The following is a 19,820-nucleotide window of genomic DNA, read 5'->3' as shown; positions in this document are numbered from 1 at the left end:
ATATGCAAATGTAGAATATTTAATGCTTATAGCAGGATTAATTTCGTTAATTAGCGTTTTTATAATCATAAATAAAAAAAGATTACTAAAGATGGCCAAATAAATGGACTTTTCAAATAAAGATTAGTTTTTAAAACTTAAATAAGTGAATATCTTTTCACACTTTTACCTGACTACGATATAGGTCTTGAAGAAAGAATCGAGAGACTGGCGAGAATTATACCTGAAAGTAATTTAGTAAGTGAAAATATGAAAATAGCTATTGAAGAAATAGTATCGAAAAAGCCATTAGAATTCACAAATAGAATTTTAATGGCTTTTCATTTATCCTTATAAAAATTTAATAAGGTTACCAAAATTACCTAATACGCTAATAATGATAATCACGAGTATTGCTTTTTGTTTCTCTAACACATCAAAATACCATAATAGTAAGCCGTAAACGGTTGCTGACAAAACAACTGTAAATAAACCGAACCATGCATTTTGTGAGACGCTCATGCCGTCATTAAGCAATGTACCTAAAACTGTAATGACACCACTTGTTAACACTGCACTTACCCACAATAATAAACTGAAGCCAAACGACATCTCACGTTTCACACCTAGCCAGCCGACAATCATTTTATAAATCAATGCTTGGATAACAACGAGTATGATACTACTGATTATGATTGCGATATTCAACCAAAATAAAGCCACATCTGGATTCATTGTTAATTCTTTCGGCATGGTTGTGACTTCATCTTGTAGTATTGATTTGGATGCTATTTGAACTGTAATAGAATAACATACAAAAAGCAAAATAGTTAAGACGACTTGATATTTGGTAAGTTTCAACTTATTCATATAATATCTCCTCTATGAATCAATGGGCGTTAGACATTAATATAAACATTCAATTTAAGATTGAGTATTTAAATAGATGGCAGTAGCTGACTGGTATGAAAATACGCTTTTACAAGCTTTTTTCACACCTACTCAGCCTTGCCGGGGTGGGACAACGGAATCTTTTTAGAAAAATGAGATTCCTGTCCCACTCTCTTATGTTACCGTTTTCACCCCAACATATCAATCCATAACAAAAGGCCACGGAGTAGTATGTACAAACGTCTCTCCATGGCTTTCTATTAATCATTATTGTTCAAACTTCACACAAACGCCTTCCGCTGCTTGTTGGCTATCATCCGTTAATGTTAACAAACCTGTTGCTTTATCGCGTTTGAATACAACGACTTTTGAGTCCCCTTGTTCATGTGCAACAACGAGGTAATCATCTGATGACGTAATGTTGAAATCACGTGGGAAACTATCCCCAGATGATACGATGTCAACTAATTCTAGTTTTGCACCATCATTTAATACTTTAAAAATAGCAATACTGTCATGACCTCTATTTGAAATATATAAAAATTGTTGATCGTGTGATAAATGAACAGCTGCTAATTTAGTCGGTTGTAAAAAGTCTTTAGGTATCGTTAAGTGACGTTCACGTTCTGTAAAGCGACCGTCTTCATAATCCATAACAACCACTGTATTCGATAATTCATTCACAACATATGCATAACGACCTGTTTTGTGATAGGCGATATGACGTGGACCGTCGCCCGGTTGTAGTTGCGTACGATATGCTACATCTAATCCTTGATTGCCGTAGTGGTATGTTACTAGTAAGTCTGCACCTAAATCAACCGCGACAACATATTTCTGTTCCGGTGTTACTTCAAGATAATGTACATGTGGCCCATCTTGTCTTGCAACATTCGGCCCCGGTGTATATTCGTGATACACTTCTTCAATAAGCTTAACAATTTGTTGCTTGTCTGCATCAAATTCATAAATGCGTGCTAAGCCATCACCATACACCGCTTCAAATGCAAACGCGCCATCTGGTGATACAGAGACGTAACAACCTGACCCTTTGACAGAAGCTAAGCAGCGGCCAGTTTCTTCCAATGTGCTATCTTTTTTAATATTTAATGTGGCTAAACCTGCATTTTTATCATCTTTCGTAACTGCCAATAATGTATCTTTAAATTGGCTCAAATACGTTGACGCATTCAGTTCATAACCTGTTTCAACTGCCGTTATTTTCCCTGTTTGTTCATCCAATTCAAAACGATAAATACCCTTACCATCTTTTTTTGTATATGAACCTATGTAACCTTTCGTTGCCATATCGTTCCCTCCATCGTGTATCTAACGAAAAGGACCGTCATAGAATAACGTATATTCTACTTCAGTCCCTTTACTTAACCGATATTATTTTCAATATCTGATACGATCTCTTTTGTTTTGCTTTCAATTTCTTCAAAGTCTTTTTTGAATACATACGCTAATACTGCCGCACCAACACCTACCGCTAATGTTGTGAAGAATGTTAATGCAAAAATAAACTTGAATAATCCTTTAATAAAGTTCCACATATTTATCACCTCTGTTTACAAGTTATATACACTATTATCATACCATACATCGTGTACATGGTTAAATAAATACCCTAAACACGAACAAACTAATCTAAAAATATTCAATTATTCATATAAATATGGTACATTATGGATAAATAATTTAGGAAAGAGGTAAATTGCATGCCATACATTTCATTGCTCAATTATTGGAAAAACCATGATATTGAGGGCGTGTCAAATATGATTGATGATCAAGTATCAGCATATTATTTTAATGAGTTAGGTGTACCTGTTGCACTTAAGAAAACGGTATTAATAGATATGCTTGATAAGCGTATGAAGCAGATTGATTCTGATGAGCGTCTACAGTGGAATTTTGAGGTTGTTCAACGTGCGCGACTACAAGATAAACAGCTTGTAATTTTCTATGCGTATTCATCTGAAAATCCTGACTATCGCGAAACAGAAAAGACAATGGTCGCTATTACATTCAACGCACGTACATCTGATAACATTGGCCGAATAAAATCTGTCCATATTACAACGAACATCAAAGACTTCCATAGCTAATCAGAAAAAGACATAATATGTATCTACAGACGTTATATTCCCCTACTTACGTCTCGGTCCTTACGTTATGATTGGCTATTTCCACCTATGAATATACAAATAACTGCACACGATCATATCAATATTTAAAACGATACGCACTTACATATTTTTAACAAGACGTCACAGACTAAGATGTGAAGTTACGATAAAACCAATTTTTGACTCTTAATAAAGCTTGATGCATCACTCGATCACACTCCGTTAAATTTCATCGCACTATTGATGATATACTTATTATAGTGATGCATTATCTTAAAATGATTAACCACGCATTACAACATCGTAACAAATTATGTAGATTATATTGCAGAAAGGACGTCGAAACATGCAACAAGTCAAATCAGACATTTTAACGTTTAGAGGTACACACTACGACTATGGTGTTTCCGTCGGCAAGTGGTTACAACAAACAGCAATGCTTAAAAATAGAGAGAAAGAATGGCGCAAGCGTGTCCCAAGATTCGATATCGACATTCAAGAAACGCACGCCATCTTTCAAGAATTCGCCCCACATATTTGGGAAGAAATTCGCGGAATACAAGATGTGTTAAATATTCCAACACGACAAGCGATTTTAAACTTCGCCCATTATCGTTTTACGACCTTACCAGATAGTGGTTGTACGGTGTTCGTTGGTGACGACTATCTTGTACGTAATTATGATTATCACCCTGCGACGTATGATGGTCGTTATCAACTGTTTCAACCAACTGATGGCGGTTACGCACAAATCGGGCCTATGTCGCGTACAACCGGGCGTATGGATGGCATGAACGAACACGGGCTTGTGATGGCGTATAACTTTATGCATCGTAAAAAGCCAGCGAATGGTTTTGTATGCTATATGGTCGGGCGCTTGATTCTAGAATATTGTCGCACTGTCGAAGAAGCCATTGCTTTACTAAAACGTCTGCCACACCGTAGTTCGTTTAGTTACATTGTCATGGATGCGACGGGTGCACATGCAATTATTGAAGTCACACCTCGCAGTATCGATATACGTTATGACAATACATGTACGAATCATTTTAAATTACTGACACATGAAAATCGTAACTATACAAAAGAATCAACAGAGCGCCTTGCACGAATGGAAGCACAAATTCCGGAACATACACCCGATAAATTTGATGTGTTTAAACGCTTTAATGATCCACAATATGAAATTTATAGTAAATTATTTAAAAGTTGGAGTGGCACGATTCACACATCTATGTATGACCCAACAACGTTAACTGCTTGGATGACGTTAGGTGAATCTCAAACACCTGTAGCTTTTGACTTTGGTGCATGGTTAGCTGGAGAACCGCTTCAGCAATCAACATTACATGGGCAACTGGATACAGATATTCACTTTGCCTCTGAATAACGAAAAATAGCTATACAAATTCCGACTGAATTTGTATAGCTATTTTTTTATTTATTGTACGACAATATCGCCATCGTTTGTATATAATTCAATTTGATGCTTGCCATTACCATTAATGCCTTGATGCAGTCGTGAATCTTTAATTGCACCTTCACCATTTGTTGGATTAATTTTTAAACGGACATCTTTAGGTAGCTGTTCATAAGACATTGTGATGTCCCCTTTATTCACAACACCCTTCAAATCACATTGTGGCGACATTTTCATTAAATGCATGTCTCCTTCACCAACTTTAAATAAACTTTGTTGTACTGATGTTTTATCCGCCTTAATTAGCCCGCGTTCCACATTCACATCACTTGCCGACAACTGACTTTGATGAATATTAACAAACGTTTCTTCACCTTTAATTTGCGTATTTTTAAAATGACTGTCATGAATCGTCACTTGCCCGTTCATATCGTTCCATAACATCACATTATCTAACTTGATACCTTGCATCTCAATATTCGCAATGCGTGTTGTTACGCTCAAATTTTCAATGTAATCGGGAGGAATCGTTACAATAAGATGCCCCTCATTCGTCTCGAAAGGATTTAAATTCAACATCTTGCGCTTAGAATACATACGTTCAACGACTTGTAACGTTTGCCCTTGTCGTGTGATATTGAGCTTATCATTACCTTTGTAGTGCAAATGAAAGTTTTTACCTGTTTTAAACGTCACATTGACAATATCTGTATTCACAACCAGTTGCTTAATATCCTCTTTATCGAATGACCGATTGACTTCTGTCATTTGGTTGTCACCTTTTTCAATCGCAAACCACACGAATGTGCCTAAAATGAAAAAAACAATAAAACACCCCATGCCAAATATAAAAAGTTTCTTCATTGTCACATTGTTCCTTTTTTAATAAATTTCATATTCCACTTCATATAGCGAATGAGTAAATGACGTATCCCTATTAATAATTTAATAATGATGACTAAAAACATTGTGCCGAGACCAAGATACGCGAAGCTAAATAAATAGTTGCTTACTGAGAAGTTTTGAAGCCCTGCCCAGATGTTCCAAATAAAAAGAATAATCGGTGCTAAGATCATCCCTAGTGATATAAAAGTTGCTGCCGTCATAATGGTCAAAACGATTAGCAGTGGTACAAGGATAAAAATAAAGGTGACGATGCTCATACCAATAGTTGCCAGAACTGCCCGAATCATGTGTGGAATATTGGGTCGTGTTTCTGCATTTTTCAACGCATATTTTGCATACTTTTCTTTTGCAATTTGCTTTGGACTGTCCAATGCTGCCACAATCTCTTTATCCGTATATCCTTTCTTAGCCTCTTCGTAAAAATGATTTTCATATGTATACATCACTTCATCAATTTTATCTTGTGGCAATTTATGTAATTGATATTCTAATTCATTTAAAAATGTAATTTTATCCATTATTTGCACCTGTTTTTATAGTAGAAATTCCATATTAATTATAATAACTCATAACTGAAATTAAAATATTTAGGACGCAATTGTATTGTAAATGTCATATAGTTAAGTGTTTGTAATGTAATCGTTATTAGAATAAACATCCTATATCTTTCTATTAGATTTATAGGGGTAATATAATTAATTATTTGTTAAAATAAAAATGTAATTTTATTTTAATGTGGAGGACTGTGTTATGAAGTTACTCGAGTTAATAAGCAGTCAATTTTTATTCAGCCAAGTGTTAATTATTGTTATTATTTCAGCATTTTTCAATAAGCTGGCATCTATCAATTTTAACTATCTGAGTATGAATCAAAAAAGTGCTAATTTCTTAACTAAAGCTTCAAATTTGTTTAGATTTCTATTCTTTTCTGTCATTATTTTCCTGCTATTCATCGCGTCATTAACAGATTTACTGACGGATGAAACATTAGATTGGCTTGGTGCGCATCGAAATGCAACTTATACTTATTTATTAGGACTTGCGTTTCAATCTGTGTATTTAACAGCAATGCTTTTCCCTATTTGGTTGAGAAAGAGGAAGATATATTATGTAGAGGTGACTCAAGAAAGTGACGAAAAAGGATATTATAAATTGTTAAGTCGGACGATTTATAATGATGTTGATAATTTAATTTATGAAGACACAAGTGGCACAATTTATGAAAAAACAGTAGATGACATCAAACGCGAAAAGGGGCACCTTAAATTTAAAACAGAGCTTGTTCCCTATTTTGATATGACCAAGGCCGATTCCAAACGACTTCAAAAATTATCGCCTACTCAAAAGAAAGTTGTTTTTTCTGTAATTATCGCAATCTGTCTCATCGTATTGTTCTATTTCTCATACCTTATAGCTACATTTTGGCAAACTGATTTTGAAAAGCCTTTAATCATGTTCAAAATATTAATGACACTACCTAGCTTAATGCTCATTATTTATAGTTTTGTAATTACCATTCGTTGCTATCACTTATGGTTTGGTAACAAAAAACATGATAACTAGCTAATAATAAAAGCTAAACAACACGAAATTTGTGCTGCTTAGCTTTTTTATTATTTATACGAATAAACTTAAGAAATACACGAAAGCAAGTCCGCTGACTGAAATGATTGTTTCAACTAATGACCATGTTAAGAATGTCTCTTTGATTGTTAAGCCAAAGTATTCTTTAAACATCCAGAAGCCTGCGTCGTTAACATGTGAACAGAAGACACTACCTGCACCGATTGCTAATACAACAAGTGCTAAGTTAACATCAGCTGTTTGTAATAACGGTAATACAATACCTGTTGTTGAAATCGCTGCGACTGTTGCTGAACCTAATGCTAAACGAAGAACAGCGGCAACGAGCCATGCAAGTAATAATGGTGAGATATGTGAACCTGTGAAGAATGTCTCGATACTTTTACCAACGCCACCATCAATTAAGATTTGTTTGAAGGCACCGCCCCCACCGATGATTAAGAGCATCATACCGATAGGATAAATCGCTTGCGTTAATGTATCCATCACATCTTTCATCGCGATACCACGCATTAAGCCCATGCTGAAAATCGCAAAGAGTACTGCCACTAACATTGCTGTACCAGCTGTACCGATAAAGTAAATGAAACTTTCAAATGGATTTGTTGCACCATCTGTATGACCTGTAACAAGTTGCCATACTGTCGCAAATAACATCAAAATTACTGGCAATAACGCTGTAAATGTACTTAATCCAAAGCTAGGTAATGCGTCTTTTTCAAATGTTTTTGTAGCACCTAATGTTGAAATATCGCCTTCACGTGTAAATGCTGACGGTGATAATTTCGGTGCGATTTTTACAAATAATGGTCCGGCAATTAACGTTACTGGAATTGCGATAATGAAGCCATAAAGTAACACTTCACCGATATTGGCATTAAGTTCTGACGCAATGACTACCGGTCCAGGATGCGGTGGTAAGAAACCGTGTGTAACCGATAAAGCTGTTACCATTGGCAATCCGATTTTCAACTGTGATATATTCATACGTTTCGCAATCGTAAATACAAGTGGAATTAATAATACAAGTCCCACTTCAAAAAAGAGTGCAATACCGATAATAAATGACGCGATAACCATCGCCCATTGTACGTAACGTTCACCTAAAAGATGAATCAAAGTGTCGGCAATTTGTGTTGCACCACCACCATCAGCAAGCAGTTTACCAAGCATCGCGCCAAGTCCAAAGATCAATGCGATATGTCCGAGCGTACCGCCCATTCCGGTTTCAATCGTTTTGATAATACTATCGAATGGCATGCCCAAGAAGAGTCCTGTTACAATTGCTGTCACGATTAACGACACAAATGTATTTAATTTAAACGCCATAATTAAGACAAGTAATACTAAAATCCCTAATACAACACTTATAATTGGCCAAAATTCATGTACCATGTTATCCCTCTATTCCTCTACTTTGTAATGTTTTCTTTGAAATTGTGCAATTGACTCGTAAGATGACATCAAACTGCGACTTACTTGAATGAAAATAGACGCAAGCTCTTGATAGCGCTGAACATATTCTTGATTCGGTTCATGCGCATGTGTCTTGCCAACCCATTCTTCAATGACGTCGTAATCATCACGTTTACCAGTCGCTCGACTTCCGATTGCACACGCACCGAGACATGAGCTTTCATAACTTTCCGGCACTTCCAACGTACAATCAAAAATATCTGACATCATTTGACGCCATAATGCACTTTTAGAAAAGCCACCTGTCGCATGGATTTTGGATGGCATGTCACCCATTACTTCGACTAACGCTAGGTAAACGGTATATAAATTGAATAGTACGCCTTCAAGCACCGCACGAATCATATGTTCTTTTTTGTGCGCTAATGTTAGGCCGATAAATGAACCGCGTGCGTCAGATGTCCAAAGCGGTGCACGTTCACCGGCTAAATATGGATGGAACATCAAGCCTTGTGCCCCCGGTGCGACTTTTTCCGCAATACGTGTCATCACATCGTAGCTATCCATACCGAGTCGTTTCGCTGTTTCAACTTCACTGGCCAACAATTCGTCACGCAACCAACGTAAAACGACGCCACCGTTATTTACCGGTCCGCCAATCACGTAATGATCATCATCCAATACATAACAGAAGATACGCCCTTTACTGTCAGTGAGTGGACGATCAACGACTGTTCGTATTGCACCAGATGTACCAATCGTTACTGCAACTTCGCCAGGTCGATAACTGTTCACACCTAAGTTCGATAGCACACCGTCACTTGCGCCAATAACCAATGGCGTTGACGTTTGTACACCGATTTCATCTGCAAATTCTGTACGCATCGCCTGACAGATATACTGTGTTGACACGAGCTTTGGTAGCTGTTCAGGTGTGAGCTCGAGTAACGCCAACACGTCACGATCCCAATCACGTTCCCATAAGTTATACAACCCTGTTGCCGACGCAATCGATTCATCCATTACCCATTCACCCGTCAAATGGTAAATGACGTACGACTTAATATCGACGAAACGGGCTGCTTGTTGATACAATGCAGGTTCATCGTTTTTTAGCCACCACATTTTACACAGTGGTGACATCGCGTGAATCGGTGTGCCTGTACGTTCATAGATTTGTTGCCCTTGATGATTATTTTTCAAATCTTCCACCGCATAACGCGCACGATTATCTGCCCACGTAATACTATTCGTCAATGGATTACCCGCTTCATCTACTAAAATCAAACTATGCATTTGTGCACTGAATGCGATAAATGAAACCTGTTCTGGTTTTATACGTTGCTTTCTAATCACACCTTGTAACGTGTTAACGACTGCATCAAACAATACATCTGGATCTTCTTCAGATGTATCAATCGTCGGTGTCAACATTTGATATTCTTGTTGCGCTTTATCAATGACTGCACCTTTTTCATCATAGAGCACAGCTTTCGTACTCGTTGTACCAATATCTATTCCGATCATATACGCTGTCATAGTTCTCTCTCCTTACATTTGATCAGACCAAAATGCGCCAATATCATTATTTAAATCACTAAAATTCAAACGAAATGCTTCATACATTAACGTGCGATCTTTTTGTTCTATCGCTTCAACAAACTTTTGATGATTCGTAATAATCCGTTCAAAGTCATCAATATCATGCGTCATACGTCGCAACATACCGATATAAACAAGACATATCATCAACGGCTTCATCTGCATCCATAAATGCGTCAAATAGCTATGTTCACACGCATTGACCATCAGCTCATGAAATGCGATGTCGTGTTCTGTGAAACTTACTGGATCTTTGAACTTGACGCTGACCTTCATCATTTCTAACGCTTGATACATCGCATGCACAATCGTTGATAAGTCCTCACGTTGAATCACTTTTGTAAACGCAAATGACTCGACCATTAAACGCATATCCGTCATTTCTTGCTGTTTCGTTTCATCAAAAGGCAGCACTTCCGCCCCCATTCTTTCAAGCTGAATCAAGCGGTCTTGACTCAAAATCTTAAACGCATCTCGAACGGGCGAGCGACTGACATTGAACTGTTTCGCAATTTGATTCTCAGTAATCACATCTTGCGCATCATACTCCCCATTCATCATATTTAAACGTAAACACGCAGCAATCCATTCACCTTTGGACATCTGTTGCTGCCATTGTTTCGGGAATTCCATTTCTCATCACCCCAACTTGTATACAAGTATTCTAATGCAAAAACGCTTTCTTGTAAACGCTTACCTAAAAATTGTCACAAAATTGCAAGGGAGTGTGGTGGATTGGCAAGCAAGTAATAAAATAACGATGGCAGGCAAGCACGAGGTTGTGAGAAAAATAGTTAGAAATTGAAATACCCCTCCCACACATAAAAAAACAGCCTTTCCACCACCATTATTGGGCAGAAAAGCTGTTTATGATTAAATATCTTTTTTCATAATTAATAATGCGTTACCAATCACAAGTACAACAAGTGATACGATATTGATAATCCATTGTGCAGTCGTAAATGTGATCGTATCGCCTAAAGTTTTGGCTGTTAAATAACCGAATGGAATATAGTCTAATGCGGTCATAATTTTACCACCGATTTGTGGAATTAATGGAATAAACGGTGTCACAATCGGATAGACAAGCAATAACATAATACCTAATGTGAATACGAGCGATGGCTTTTGCACAAACAAGTTAATTAAGAAGAGCAGTAAGCCATAAATTAAAAATAACAATAAATAAAATGCGAGTAATTGCCATGTTGTACTCGTTGCTAAATCAGCGCCCTTTGTCGACCATTGCACCAAATACGTAATCAATAATACGACACCTGTAATACCGACACTGATTAGCGCAATTGATACTGTTTTAGCAACTAAATAATGCAGGCGATTGCGCACACTATTCAGATACAATTGAATCGTTCCTTGTCCATTGTCTCTTGTGATTGTCTTAACAACGAAAAGCATTCCAATGATTGAGAAGAACCATTTTAAGGCGCTTAATATAATATCTGCATCTACTTGATGACCTTGATTCACTATAATCATTGTGACCATCAATGCAGGTGCTGCACCCAATAAGATTGCAATATATGTAAGCGGACTTTTTAAAATACTTAAAACATCAAATTTGACGAGTTGCATGCTATTCATTATTGATCACCTCGCTTGTTAATATTAAAGTACGTATCTCTTAACGTGACTTTGCGTGTTTCAATATATTTTGGATAAATGTATTGCGTCGCTAACCCTTTTAATAACGGTTGATAATTTTCTTGCAAACTCAAAATAATCTCGCCCGCTTCTTTATGCGTCTGAATCACTTTAAAATGTGTGGTTAAATATTGACATGCCGCTTCAAAATCTTCCACTGCGACTTGTAGGATTGTTTGATCTGTAACTTGTTCGCCTGTCATATCGACATCTTGTACAAACTTGCCGTCACGTAAGAACACCGCACGATCACAAATCAATTCAATATCTTCTAGTTTATGACTCGAAATTAAAATCTTCATATCAAGTTCTTTAACTAATTGTTCGATTGTTTTCAGTACATCAATTGAACCATCTGGATCCATACCATTTGTTGGCTCATCTAAAATTAAATATTTCGGCTTGTTCATCAACGATACTGCAATTGCAAGTTTTTGTTTCATCCCCATTGAATATTTTTTAACTTTTTTATCGATGTATGACTCCATACCAAATGCACGAATAATATTTTCTGTATAAGCTTTGTCATAGCCTTTCCCTAGCACTTGCGCAAATAACTTTAAGTTGTATAAGCCTGATTTATTATCATATAACTTGGGATGTTCAATTAAGTAGCCAATCGCATCTTCCTTTGCTACTTTCACTTCTCCAGCATAATTGACAATATTACCATTCATAATTTTCATTAACGTTGTTTTACCGACACCGTTTTTACCAATTAATCCCACAATATGGCTATCGTTAAATGAAAAATCAATATTATCAATAACGGTATGATTGCCATATCGTTTTGAAATGTTCTTTAATTCCATCGTAAAACCTCCTAAGTATTCTTGATACGTTTCATTTGGTAGATGTATGTGCTGATTGCTGAAAAGACACTGACACCCAAGTAATATAGGTCGAAAGGAACATGCGCAAACTGGTCGGGATTATCAAACCAAACTATGCCAATTGTTAATGCGACAATGCCAATAAACAACGGTAGCATGATTAACAAGCCTATGATATAAATGATGACCGAATCACGACGCTTACGTGACTTTTCACTTGATGTTGGAAAATACATCAAAAATGCAAAAAGATTGGTTGCTATAAATCCCCAGACAAACTCAAACTGAATCTTGTTTACTTCAATGTAATGTTTATTGGCATCATACAGTACAATAAGCAGTGCACTGAACAAAGTAAGACCTATGACAGTCATATAATGTGCATTTAGTAATTGCCGTTTGGATACCGGTAAACTGTGATGAAATAAATACGCTTCATTATGTCCGAAACGGTTATATAGATGAAACGCATGCGCTGCGTTAACGACAGCAATTAGAACAATTAGCAACCAAATAGGTATTAACCAAAGCTCATAATCCGCTTTTAAAGCATTGTATATTGGATAAAAAATTAATAATACGAGATACACTATTAACAAATTTTTATGCAAATAGATATTACGTTTAATCAAGTTCAGCACATAATTCCCTCCCTTTTCCTTAAATTTTTGAAATCATCAAAGGTTAATTTTATTGTGACCGAGTCGGCGATAACGTATAAGTGTTTTAATCTGATAACTAAAAAACGAGATAATTAAAAACACCCATGGAAAGACACGGAACCAAAATAGGTCGACGCCAACCAATAATGGACCGATAATACCCAAAAACAGTTGGAATACTAAAAACAAGCCAATACCATATGTTCTCCATTTACTCGTTGCTTCTTCTAACATCGTTTTAATACAAAATGTTGCAATGAAAAAGGTTATACCCAATTGCGTCGCCATAATTTCAAAGACCATTGGTAGTGGCGCAATCAACCAAACAAATGCGGTGCTTGTGATTTGTATAGCACAGATGAGCCATGTTAATAAATTGAAACTCGCTAATAACTTATGGTCACTCATTGGTAAGCTACGAAACATAATATACGCTTTATTACGATTTAAATAGTGATTTATAAATATAGGACTAAATGATAATGCCAGCATGAGCAATACCATATATGCTATAAAAAGATTTGGGTCCAAAATATAATAGCAAATCGCAATGAGAAATATAAAAATATAGCTACCAATCCTCATATAACGTGATTGATCAGTTAAATTTAAATTACGCTTTAAGAGTGTCATCATGATGCATCACTCCCTTTCGATCGCGTTCATAATGGACCATGATGTCTTCAATAGTCATCGGTGAAATCGTGACACGTTGGCCGAATAATTCATGGAACGTCTGTGCTTCTTTAGTCATCCCGCTGTATACACCGTCTTTTTCAACACAATGAATTAATAATTTTCGTAATTCATCATCTAAGTCCGCCACATCTCCACGTACTAAACGGTGCATCTCTAATAAAGCTTCTTTAGATTCATTGATGATAATATGCCCGTCTTGCAAGTGCACAATATAGTCTGCGATGCGTTCTAAGTCAGAAATAATATGCGTTGAGAACAGTACGGACTTTTGTTCATCGAGTAGTTCTTCTTGCATAATGTCGAGTACTTCATTGCGGACAACGGGGTCTAAGCCTGCAGTCGGTTCATCAAAAATATACAATTCTGCATGATGACTGAGAGCAATGGCTAATGATAACTTCATTTTCATCCCTGTTGAGAAGTCACTTATTTTTTGACGATATGACAAACCAAATCGTGTTAAATAATTCATAAAGAGGTCATGATCCCACTGACTATAAAACGGTGCGATTAGCTTCTCTACCTTTTTGACCGTCCATTTATCATTCAAATAGAGTTCTGAATAGACAAAACCAATCTTATCCTTAATGCCTATTGGATCAGCACTCATCGGTTGTCCGAATAGATTAATTTCCCCAGACGTTGGTTGGAGCAAATCCATAATCATACGAATCGTTGTCGTCTTACCCGAACCGTTCGCACCAATAAAGCCTGTCACATACCCCGTCGGCACATTAAAATGAATATCTTCTAACGCAAAGTTTTTGGTCTCATAATTCACATGACGCAATTCAATCGCTGTTTCGCCCATTACAATTCCTCCTCATATAGCATCTTCACGATGTCTTGAAGTTCTGACAATGACATCCCGATTGTTTTTGATTCTTTCACTAGTGCTTGTGTCAGTTCTTCGATGATAATAAATTGTTTTTCTTTCAAAATAGACGTGTCTTGTTCTCTGACAAACGTGCCTTTCCCACGAATAGACGTTAAATAGCCGTCTTTTTCCAAATCTTCATAAGCACGTTTTGTCGTAATCACACTGACGCCCAAATCTTTTGCGAGCTCTCTCATTGACGGTAAATTCGCACCTACTGGCAATGTCCCGCGCAAAATTTGTTCTTTAATCTGCTGTTTTATCTGCTCATAGATGGGTGATGCACTATTGTTTTGCAGTAAGATTTTCACATGCGCGCCCCCTTTTTGTTCTTGAATGTATATATTGAGTATACACACTATATAAATATATGTAAACCTCATTTTTAAAATTGCCGTTATAACAATGTTAAAAGCACATCATGTATATAGGTGTTATATACACAATGTGCTTCTACTTTGACTACTTATGTTTTTTTCGATCATTATTACGACTAATAAAGGCGCATACCATAAATAAAATGGTCGCGATAAATAATTTAATTGCTGCCGGTTCTTCGCCTTGTACTTGAAATATCATGCCAATCACAAAAATAATGGATGCGAGCCCGACAAATATTTTTGTAAGATGTTTCACGCTATTCACCTCGTGTGTTTCTATCTCTATTCACTGATACTTTACCACATCATGTCATGAATGAAAGCCTATGTAAGCTATTTTCACTTTTTTTCATAAGCTTTCTTTAACTTTCAGAGAATTCACGGTATGATAGACTTATAATTTCAAATGTAGAAATGAGGTCTGATTTTTATGAACCCTTTAGCACTCAATCTCAACGAACAGCTCATGGAACAAAACCCTAACTTACTCGATATGATGTCAGATTTAGGTAAGAATATGTATTATCCTAAAGGCATCTTAACGCAATCAGCAGAGGCAAAAGCGACAGACTATAATGCGACAATTGGTATGGCAACAGATCGTAACGGTATGATGTATGCAGATACGTTATATGATATGTTTAATCATCTCTCTCCAGAAGAAGTGTTTGCCTATGCACCACCCCAAGGTTTAGAAGCTTTACGTGATTTATGGCTTAAAAAAGTACTTGCCGATAACCCTGACCTTCAAGCAGATCAAATCACACGTCCAATTGTGACAAACGCTTTGACACACGGTTTATCACTTGTTGGCGATATGTTTGTAAACCCTGGTGACACAGTGTTACTGCCTGCACACACATGGGGTAACTACAATCTTGTATATGGTGTCCGTCATCAAGCAGATATTCAAAAGTATCCTATCTTTGATGAAAATGGTCATTACACAACACAAGGTCTTGTTGAAACATTACAAGCGGTCAAACAAGACAAAATCATCCTTATTTTAAACTATCCGAACAACCCGACTGGCTATACACCAACAGTTGATGAAGTACGTACAATCGTAGACGCGGTAGATGAATTAGCGAATCGTGGTGTTAACGTAGTCACAGTTGTTGATGATGCTTATTTCGGTTTATTCTATGAAGACGTCTATACACAATCTATTTTTACAGCATTAACAAATGTGAATAACCCACGTATTCTTCCTATCCGTTTAGATGGTGCAACGAAAGAATTTTTCGCATGGGGCTTCCGTGTTGGCTTTGTCACATTCGGCTTATCAGACAATGCTTCTAAAGCAGTTGTTGAAGCGAAAATGAAAGGTTTGATCCGTAGTAACAACTCAAACGGTTCAACGCCATCACATTCAGCGGTACGCTATGTGCTTGAAAACCCTGAACAATTCAATAAAGATATTCAAGCTAATATTGATACACTAGAAGCGCGTTACCATGTAACAAAAGAAATGGTCTATAAAGATGAATATCAAACGCTATGGCAACCATACGACTTTAACTCAGGTTACTTTATGGCATTACGCGTCAAAGGTATTGATGCTGAAACATTGCGTAAACATCTGATTGACCAATATTCGATCGGTATTGTTGCGTTGAATGACACGGATATCCGTATCGCTTTTAGCTGTATTGAAAAAGACGATATCCCACATGTTTTTGAAAAAATTGCACAAGGTATTCAAGACTTACAAAAATAAATGAACATCTAGAGACAGCGTTTGTGACAAACAATCGACTGTCTCTTTTTCTCACACTTAACAACAATCAACAGAGGAGACGAGCAACATGTATTTTTATTATCAACATATCCAAACACCATTAGGCCGTATGACAGCGGTGGTCAATGAACACGCCCTGTTAAGTCTGTCATTCACAGATTCTAAAGATTATCATACCGCCTGGGATAAACTCCAACGACAAGGAACGTTGATTCAAATCTCAACACACCCGATTATTAATCAGATTGCCCTCGAACTAGAGGCTTATTTTCATGGCGCGTGTCAGCAATTTAAAACGCCCGTTGATTATGTGATTGGTACGCCATTTCAACAAGACGTTTGGCGTGCATTACAACAATTACCATACGGCGAACAAGTGAATTATAGTGCGATTGCTGAAGCGATTGGTAAGCCAAAAAGTGTGCGTGCAGTCTCAACGGCTATCGGACTCAATCCCCTATCGATTATCGTGCCGTGTCATCGTGTGTTGCGAAAAGATGGACGCCTCGGTGGCTTTAATAGCGGGCTTCATCGTAAAAAATATTTACTTACATTAGAAGGAGGTCGCTGGCATGAATGAACGACACATTGACATCTTACAAACGCTCATTGCACATCCGACAGTCAGTCCACCTGCGCGTAATACCGTACCGCTCCAAAATCAAATAAGCGACTGGTTGACGGCTATTGGTTTTGACGTGACACAAATTCCTTTTTATGACAATGACAGCATTGTAGTGGCAACGTTAAAAGGGCGACATCCAGATGCACCGAAATTAATTTTAAATGGCCATATTGATGTGGCTGAAGTTGAAGATACACGCTACTGGCATACAGATCCATTTGATTTAGTTATTAAGGACGGCTATTTGTATGGTCGGGGTGTGGCGGATATGAAAGGTGGCATTTCGTCACTCATTTATACATTAGAACAACTCCACCATGATGGCGTACAGCCTGAAGGAGATATTATCGTTCAAATCGTAGCGGGCGAAGAAGTTGGCGAAGCGGGTACAAAGGTTGCCTGTGAACATTCGCCTCAAGCAGATTTGGCACTTGTTCTTGATACGAGTGACGCCATCGCCATGGGACAAGGTGGTGTGATTACTGGCTGGATTACGATTGAAAGTGACGAAACCATTCATGACGGTGCACGTAGTCATATGATTCATGCGGGTGGCGGGCGACACGGTGCCAGCGCCATCGAAAAAATGATGAAAGTGATTCAAGCCTTACAAGAGTTAGAGCGCCATTGGGCCGTTACGAAATCTTATCCAGGTATGCCAGCAGGTGCCAACACAATTAATCCAGCTGTCATTCAAGGCGGTCGACACCCTGCTTTTATTGCGGATAAATGTGAATTGTGGGTGACAGTGCATTACTTACCTGATGAAGATTATGAAACTGTCACGCAAGAAATTGAAACATATTTGAATCAAGTCGCAAACAGTGATCTTTGGTTGAAAGACCACCCGTTACACTATCGTTGGGGCGGTACATCTATGATTGAAGACCAAGGCGAAATCTTCCCAAGCTTTACACTTCCAGAACAACACCCTGGTTTTAAACTGCTACAAGACGCACATCTTTCTGTTCATCAAGCACCACTCCAAACGACAATGAGTACAACAGTAACAGACGGTGGCTGGACTGCACACTTTGGCATTCCAACGATATTATATGGTCCTGGCAAGTTGGATGAAGCACATGGGACAAACGAAAAAATTAAACAAACAGAACTTGAACAATTCACTGAAGTTTTACACCAGTTTTTAACACGATGGTATCGACAACCTATCGCATAAATTTTAAAACCCACAACCATCCGATGAGACGAGTTGTGGGTTTTGCTATTTGTAGTAATGGCGGTTTATTCATGCACCTTCCAATAGTCATCTTTATTTTCTTTGGCTAACACTTTTTTAAACGCTTCTGATTGATAGGCTTCTTTTATATCTTTTACCCATTGTTCATCTTTATTCTTGTCATTCACAACGACTTGAAGATATAAATCATCGACTAAATCTTCTTTTAATAACCCTTTAGACGGGTCCACTTTTGAGGCATATACAATCGAACCAGGGATTACCGCATAATCTACTTCATCTAAAATTCTAGGTATGTTCGCTGAATCCATCGGTTTGATATTTAAGTTTTTCGGATTTTCGGTAATATCTTTTTCCGTAATCTTAATATCATTTTTATCTGCATCCAATTGAATCCAACCCGCTTTTTCTAATAATCTGTAGGCTCTAGCAGCATTTGAAGGATCTTGTGGTATTGCGATTGTATCGCCGGGTTGCACACTTTTAATATCTGTATAACGATTTGAAAAGATTTGTGCAGGTACTGTTGGAATTTTTGTGACATTCGTTAAGTTGGCATCTCTTTCTTTATTAAACGTATCCATATACGCCTTATGCTGATCGACATTCACATCAACACTGCCCTCTTGCAATGCCACATCAGCTTGTAATAACTCAGAGAAACTTACATCTTTGACTGTATAACCTTTATCTTCTAATTCGGGTTTAATCCCTTTTAAAAACAATTCGCTATACGGACCGGGCGACGTTGCGACAGTGATTTCTTTTTTGTCTTTTTCACCATTTCCGCATGCGACTAATGTAACCGATAAGATGAACACCCCAAATAATAAAATATATTTCTTCATATGCGTTGCCCCTTTCTCAATTCTGATTATTCTTGTAAGTTTTAAATTATCATATCACTTAAATTAATAAAGTCAACAAAAATTTTAGAGTATTCAGAATAAATGCGTTTCAAATTGAATCAATAAAATATCTGCTTTGATTGCCATTGAAAATAGTAAAGCATTTCAAAGAGGTTTTTAAGACAATGGTGCCGATAAACCCATCGCATACATTTTTGTTAATCATATTATAAAATTTTTGTGTTAATCACTTTTTTATAAAAACAAACAATAGTTGTCGCGCACTTTTCATCAGTGTAAATCTATGCTAATATCAAGTTAGTTGTTAGTGTATTCAAGTCGATTTCTATACAGAAAAACAT

The 19,820-nt window shown here is 37.1% G+C and carries 22 protein-coding genes; 6 read left to right on the top strand and 16 right to left on the bottom strand.

All coding sequences use genetic code 11. From position 1 onward, the window contains the following. Positions 1-330: 330 nt before the first annotated feature. From CD122_RS09855 to CD122_RS11985, 3 genes are all read right to left on the bottom strand, one after another. The gene (locus CD122_RS09855) at positions 331-849 is read right to left on the bottom strand and encodes a hypothetical protein (protein ID WP_103358807.1); all 519 of its coding nucleotides are present in this window, start codon (positions 847-849) and stop codon (positions 331-333) included. A gap of 288 nt (positions 850-1,137) precedes the next feature. After that, complete coding sequence (gene pglS, locus CD122_RS09850; protein WP_103358806.1) at positions 1,138-2,178, bottom strand: 6-phosphogluconolactonase; 1,041 nt, start codon at positions 2,176-2,178, stop codon at positions 1,138-1,140. Between the two features lie 74 nt (positions 2,179-2,252). Continuing rightward, positions 2,253-2,426 carry a hypothetical protein gene (locus tag CD122_RS11985; RefSeq protein WP_169926509.1) on the bottom strand — a complete coding sequence of 58 codons (174 nt, stop codon included), beginning with the start codon at positions 2,424-2,426 and terminating at the stop codon, positions 2,253-2,255. Between the two features lie 165 nt (positions 2,427-2,591). Here CD122_RS11985 and CD122_RS09845 point away from each other — a divergent pair, with 165 nt between their 5' ends. Then, the gene (locus CD122_RS09845; protein WP_103358805.1) at positions 2,592-2,981 is read left to right on the top strand and encodes a hypothetical protein; all 390 of its coding nucleotides are present in this window, start codon (positions 2,592-2,594) and stop codon (positions 2,979-2,981) included. Positions 2,982-3,348: 367 nt separating this feature from the next. Continuing rightward, positions 3,349-4,392 carry a C45 family autoproteolytic acyltransferase/hydrolase gene (locus tag CD122_RS09840; RefSeq protein WP_103358804.1) on the top strand — a complete coding sequence of 348 codons (1,044 nt, stop codon included), beginning with the start codon at positions 3,349-3,351 and terminating at the stop codon, positions 4,390-4,392. 51 nt (positions 4,393-4,443) lie between these two features. Here the strand turns inward: CD122_RS09840 and CD122_RS09835 are convergent, their stop codons facing one another. Then, a complete protein-coding gene (locus tag CD122_RS09835) occupies positions 4,444-5,286 on the bottom strand; it encodes a DUF4097 family beta strand repeat-containing protein (protein WP_103358803.1) in 843 nt (280 codons plus the stop codon). Positions 5,287-5,288: 2 nt separating this feature from the next. After that, positions 5,289-5,846: a DUF1700 domain-containing protein gene (locus tag CD122_RS09830; protein ID WP_103358802.1), complete on the bottom strand. Its 558-nt coding sequence runs from the start codon at positions 5,844-5,846 to the stop codon at positions 5,289-5,291. A gap of 232 nt (positions 5,847-6,078) precedes the next feature. On the opposite strand from CD122_RS09830, the gene CD122_RS09825 reads away from it, so the two are divergent. Beyond that, positions 6,079-6,891 carry a hypothetical protein gene (locus CD122_RS09825; protein WP_103358801.1) on the top strand — a complete coding sequence of 271 codons (813 nt, stop codon included), beginning with the start codon at positions 6,079-6,081 and terminating at the stop codon, positions 6,889-6,891. 54 nt (positions 6,892-6,945) lie between these two features. Here CD122_RS09825 and CD122_RS09820 read toward each other — a convergent pair whose 3' ends face one another. The 10 genes from CD122_RS09820 to CD122_RS11980 form a co-directional block, all read right to left on the bottom strand. Then, positions 6,946-8,307: a gluconate:H+ symporter gene (locus CD122_RS09820; RefSeq protein WP_103358800.1), complete on the bottom strand. Its 1,362-nt coding sequence runs from the start codon at positions 8,305-8,307 to the stop codon at positions 6,946-6,948. Between the two features lie 9 nt (positions 8,308-8,316). Further along, a complete protein-coding gene (gntK, locus tag CD122_RS09815) occupies positions 8,317-9,867 on the bottom strand; it encodes a gluconokinase (RefSeq protein WP_103358799.1) in 1,551 nt (516 codons plus the stop codon). A gap of 12 nt (positions 9,868-9,879) precedes the next feature. Continuing rightward, entirely contained in the window at positions 9,880-10,563 is a 684-nt protein-coding gene (locus CD122_RS09810; protein WP_103358798.1) for a GntR family transcriptional regulator, read from the bottom strand. A gap of 240 nt (positions 10,564-10,803) precedes the next feature. Further along, positions 10,804-11,532: a phenol-soluble modulin export ABC transporter permease subunit PmtD gene (gene pmtD / locus CD122_RS09805; RefSeq protein WP_103358797.1), complete on the bottom strand. Its 729-nt coding sequence runs from the start codon at positions 11,530-11,532 to the stop codon at positions 10,804-10,806. Then, positions 11,532-12,404 (bottom strand): phenol-soluble modulin export ABC transporter ATP-binding protein PmtC, encoded by an 873-nt coding sequence (gene pmtC, locus CD122_RS09800; RefSeq protein ID WP_103358796.1) that lies wholly within the window; start codon positions 12,402-12,404, stop codon positions 11,532-11,534. Before pmtC ends, pmtD begins: the two co-directional genes overlap by 1 nt. An 11-nt stretch (positions 12,405-12,415) precedes the next feature. Next, positions 12,416-13,066 (bottom strand): phenol-soluble modulin export ABC transporter permease subunit PmtB, encoded by a 651-nt coding sequence (pmtB, locus tag CD122_RS09795; protein ID WP_103358795.1) that lies wholly within the window; start codon positions 13,064-13,066, stop codon positions 12,416-12,418. A 36-nt stretch (positions 13,067-13,102) separates the two neighbouring features. Continuing rightward, on the bottom strand, positions 13,103-13,723 hold the full coding sequence (locus tag CD122_RS09790) for a hypothetical protein (protein WP_103358794.1): 621 nt from the start codon (positions 13,721-13,723) through the stop codon (positions 13,103-13,105). Next, positions 13,701-14,597, bottom strand: coding sequence for a phenol-soluble modulin export ABC transporter ATP-binding protein PmtA (gene pmtA / locus CD122_RS09785; RefSeq protein ID WP_103358793.1), 897 nt, complete (start codon positions 14,595-14,597; stop codon positions 13,701-13,703). The genes CD122_RS09790 and pmtA overlap by 23 nt, the downstream gene beginning before the upstream one ends. Further along, positions 14,597-14,974: a PSM export ABC transporter transcriptional regulator PmtR gene (gene pmtR, locus CD122_RS09780; protein WP_103358792.1), complete on the bottom strand. Its 378-nt coding sequence runs from the start codon at positions 14,972-14,974 to the stop codon at positions 14,597-14,599. The genes pmtA and pmtR overlap by 1 nt, the downstream gene beginning before the upstream one ends. Positions 14,975-15,125: 151 nt before the next feature. Next, positions 15,126-15,299: an SE1626 family protein gene (locus CD122_RS11980; RefSeq protein ID WP_169926508.1), complete on the bottom strand. Its 174-nt coding sequence runs from the start codon at positions 15,297-15,299 to the stop codon at positions 15,126-15,128. Positions 15,300-15,473: 174 nt separating this feature from the next. Between CD122_RS11980 and CD122_RS09775 the strand changes: the two genes are divergently transcribed. The 3 genes from CD122_RS09775 (at position 15,474) to CD122_RS09765 (ending at position 18,589) form a co-directional block, all read left to right on the top strand. After that, positions 15,474-16,763 (top strand): aminotransferase class I/II-fold pyridoxal phosphate-dependent enzyme, encoded by a 1,290-nt coding sequence (locus CD122_RS09775; protein WP_103358791.1) that lies wholly within the window; start codon positions 15,474-15,476, stop codon positions 16,761-16,763. A gap of 88 nt (positions 16,764-16,851) precedes the next feature. Further along, positions 16,852-17,364, top strand: coding sequence for a methylated-DNA--[protein]-cysteine S-methyltransferase (locus tag CD122_RS09770; RefSeq protein ID WP_103358790.1), 513 nt, complete (start codon positions 16,852-16,854; stop codon positions 17,362-17,364). Next, positions 17,357-18,589, top strand: coding sequence for an acetylornithine deacetylase (locus CD122_RS09765; protein WP_103358789.1), 1,233 nt, complete (start codon positions 17,357-17,359; stop codon positions 18,587-18,589). Before CD122_RS09770 ends, CD122_RS09765 begins: the two co-directional genes overlap by 8 nt. Before the next feature lie 65 nt (positions 18,590-18,654). On the opposite strand, the gene CD122_RS09760 is transcribed toward CD122_RS09765, so the two are convergent. Continuing rightward, positions 18,655-19,458, bottom strand: coding sequence for a MetQ/NlpA family ABC transporter substrate-binding protein (locus tag CD122_RS09760; protein ID WP_103358788.1), 804 nt, complete (start codon positions 19,456-19,458; stop codon positions 18,655-18,657). Between the last annotated feature and the right edge of the window lie 362 nt (positions 19,459-19,820).

Origin of the sequence: Staphylococcus rostri (assembly GCF_002902145.1) — a bacterium.
Taxonomy (GTDB): domain Bacteria; phylum Bacillota; class Bacilli; order Staphylococcales; family Staphylococcaceae; genus Staphylococcus; species Staphylococcus rostri.
Note: the sequence above shows the minus strand (reverse complement) of the source record. Positions and strands in the feature narration are given on the sequence as shown.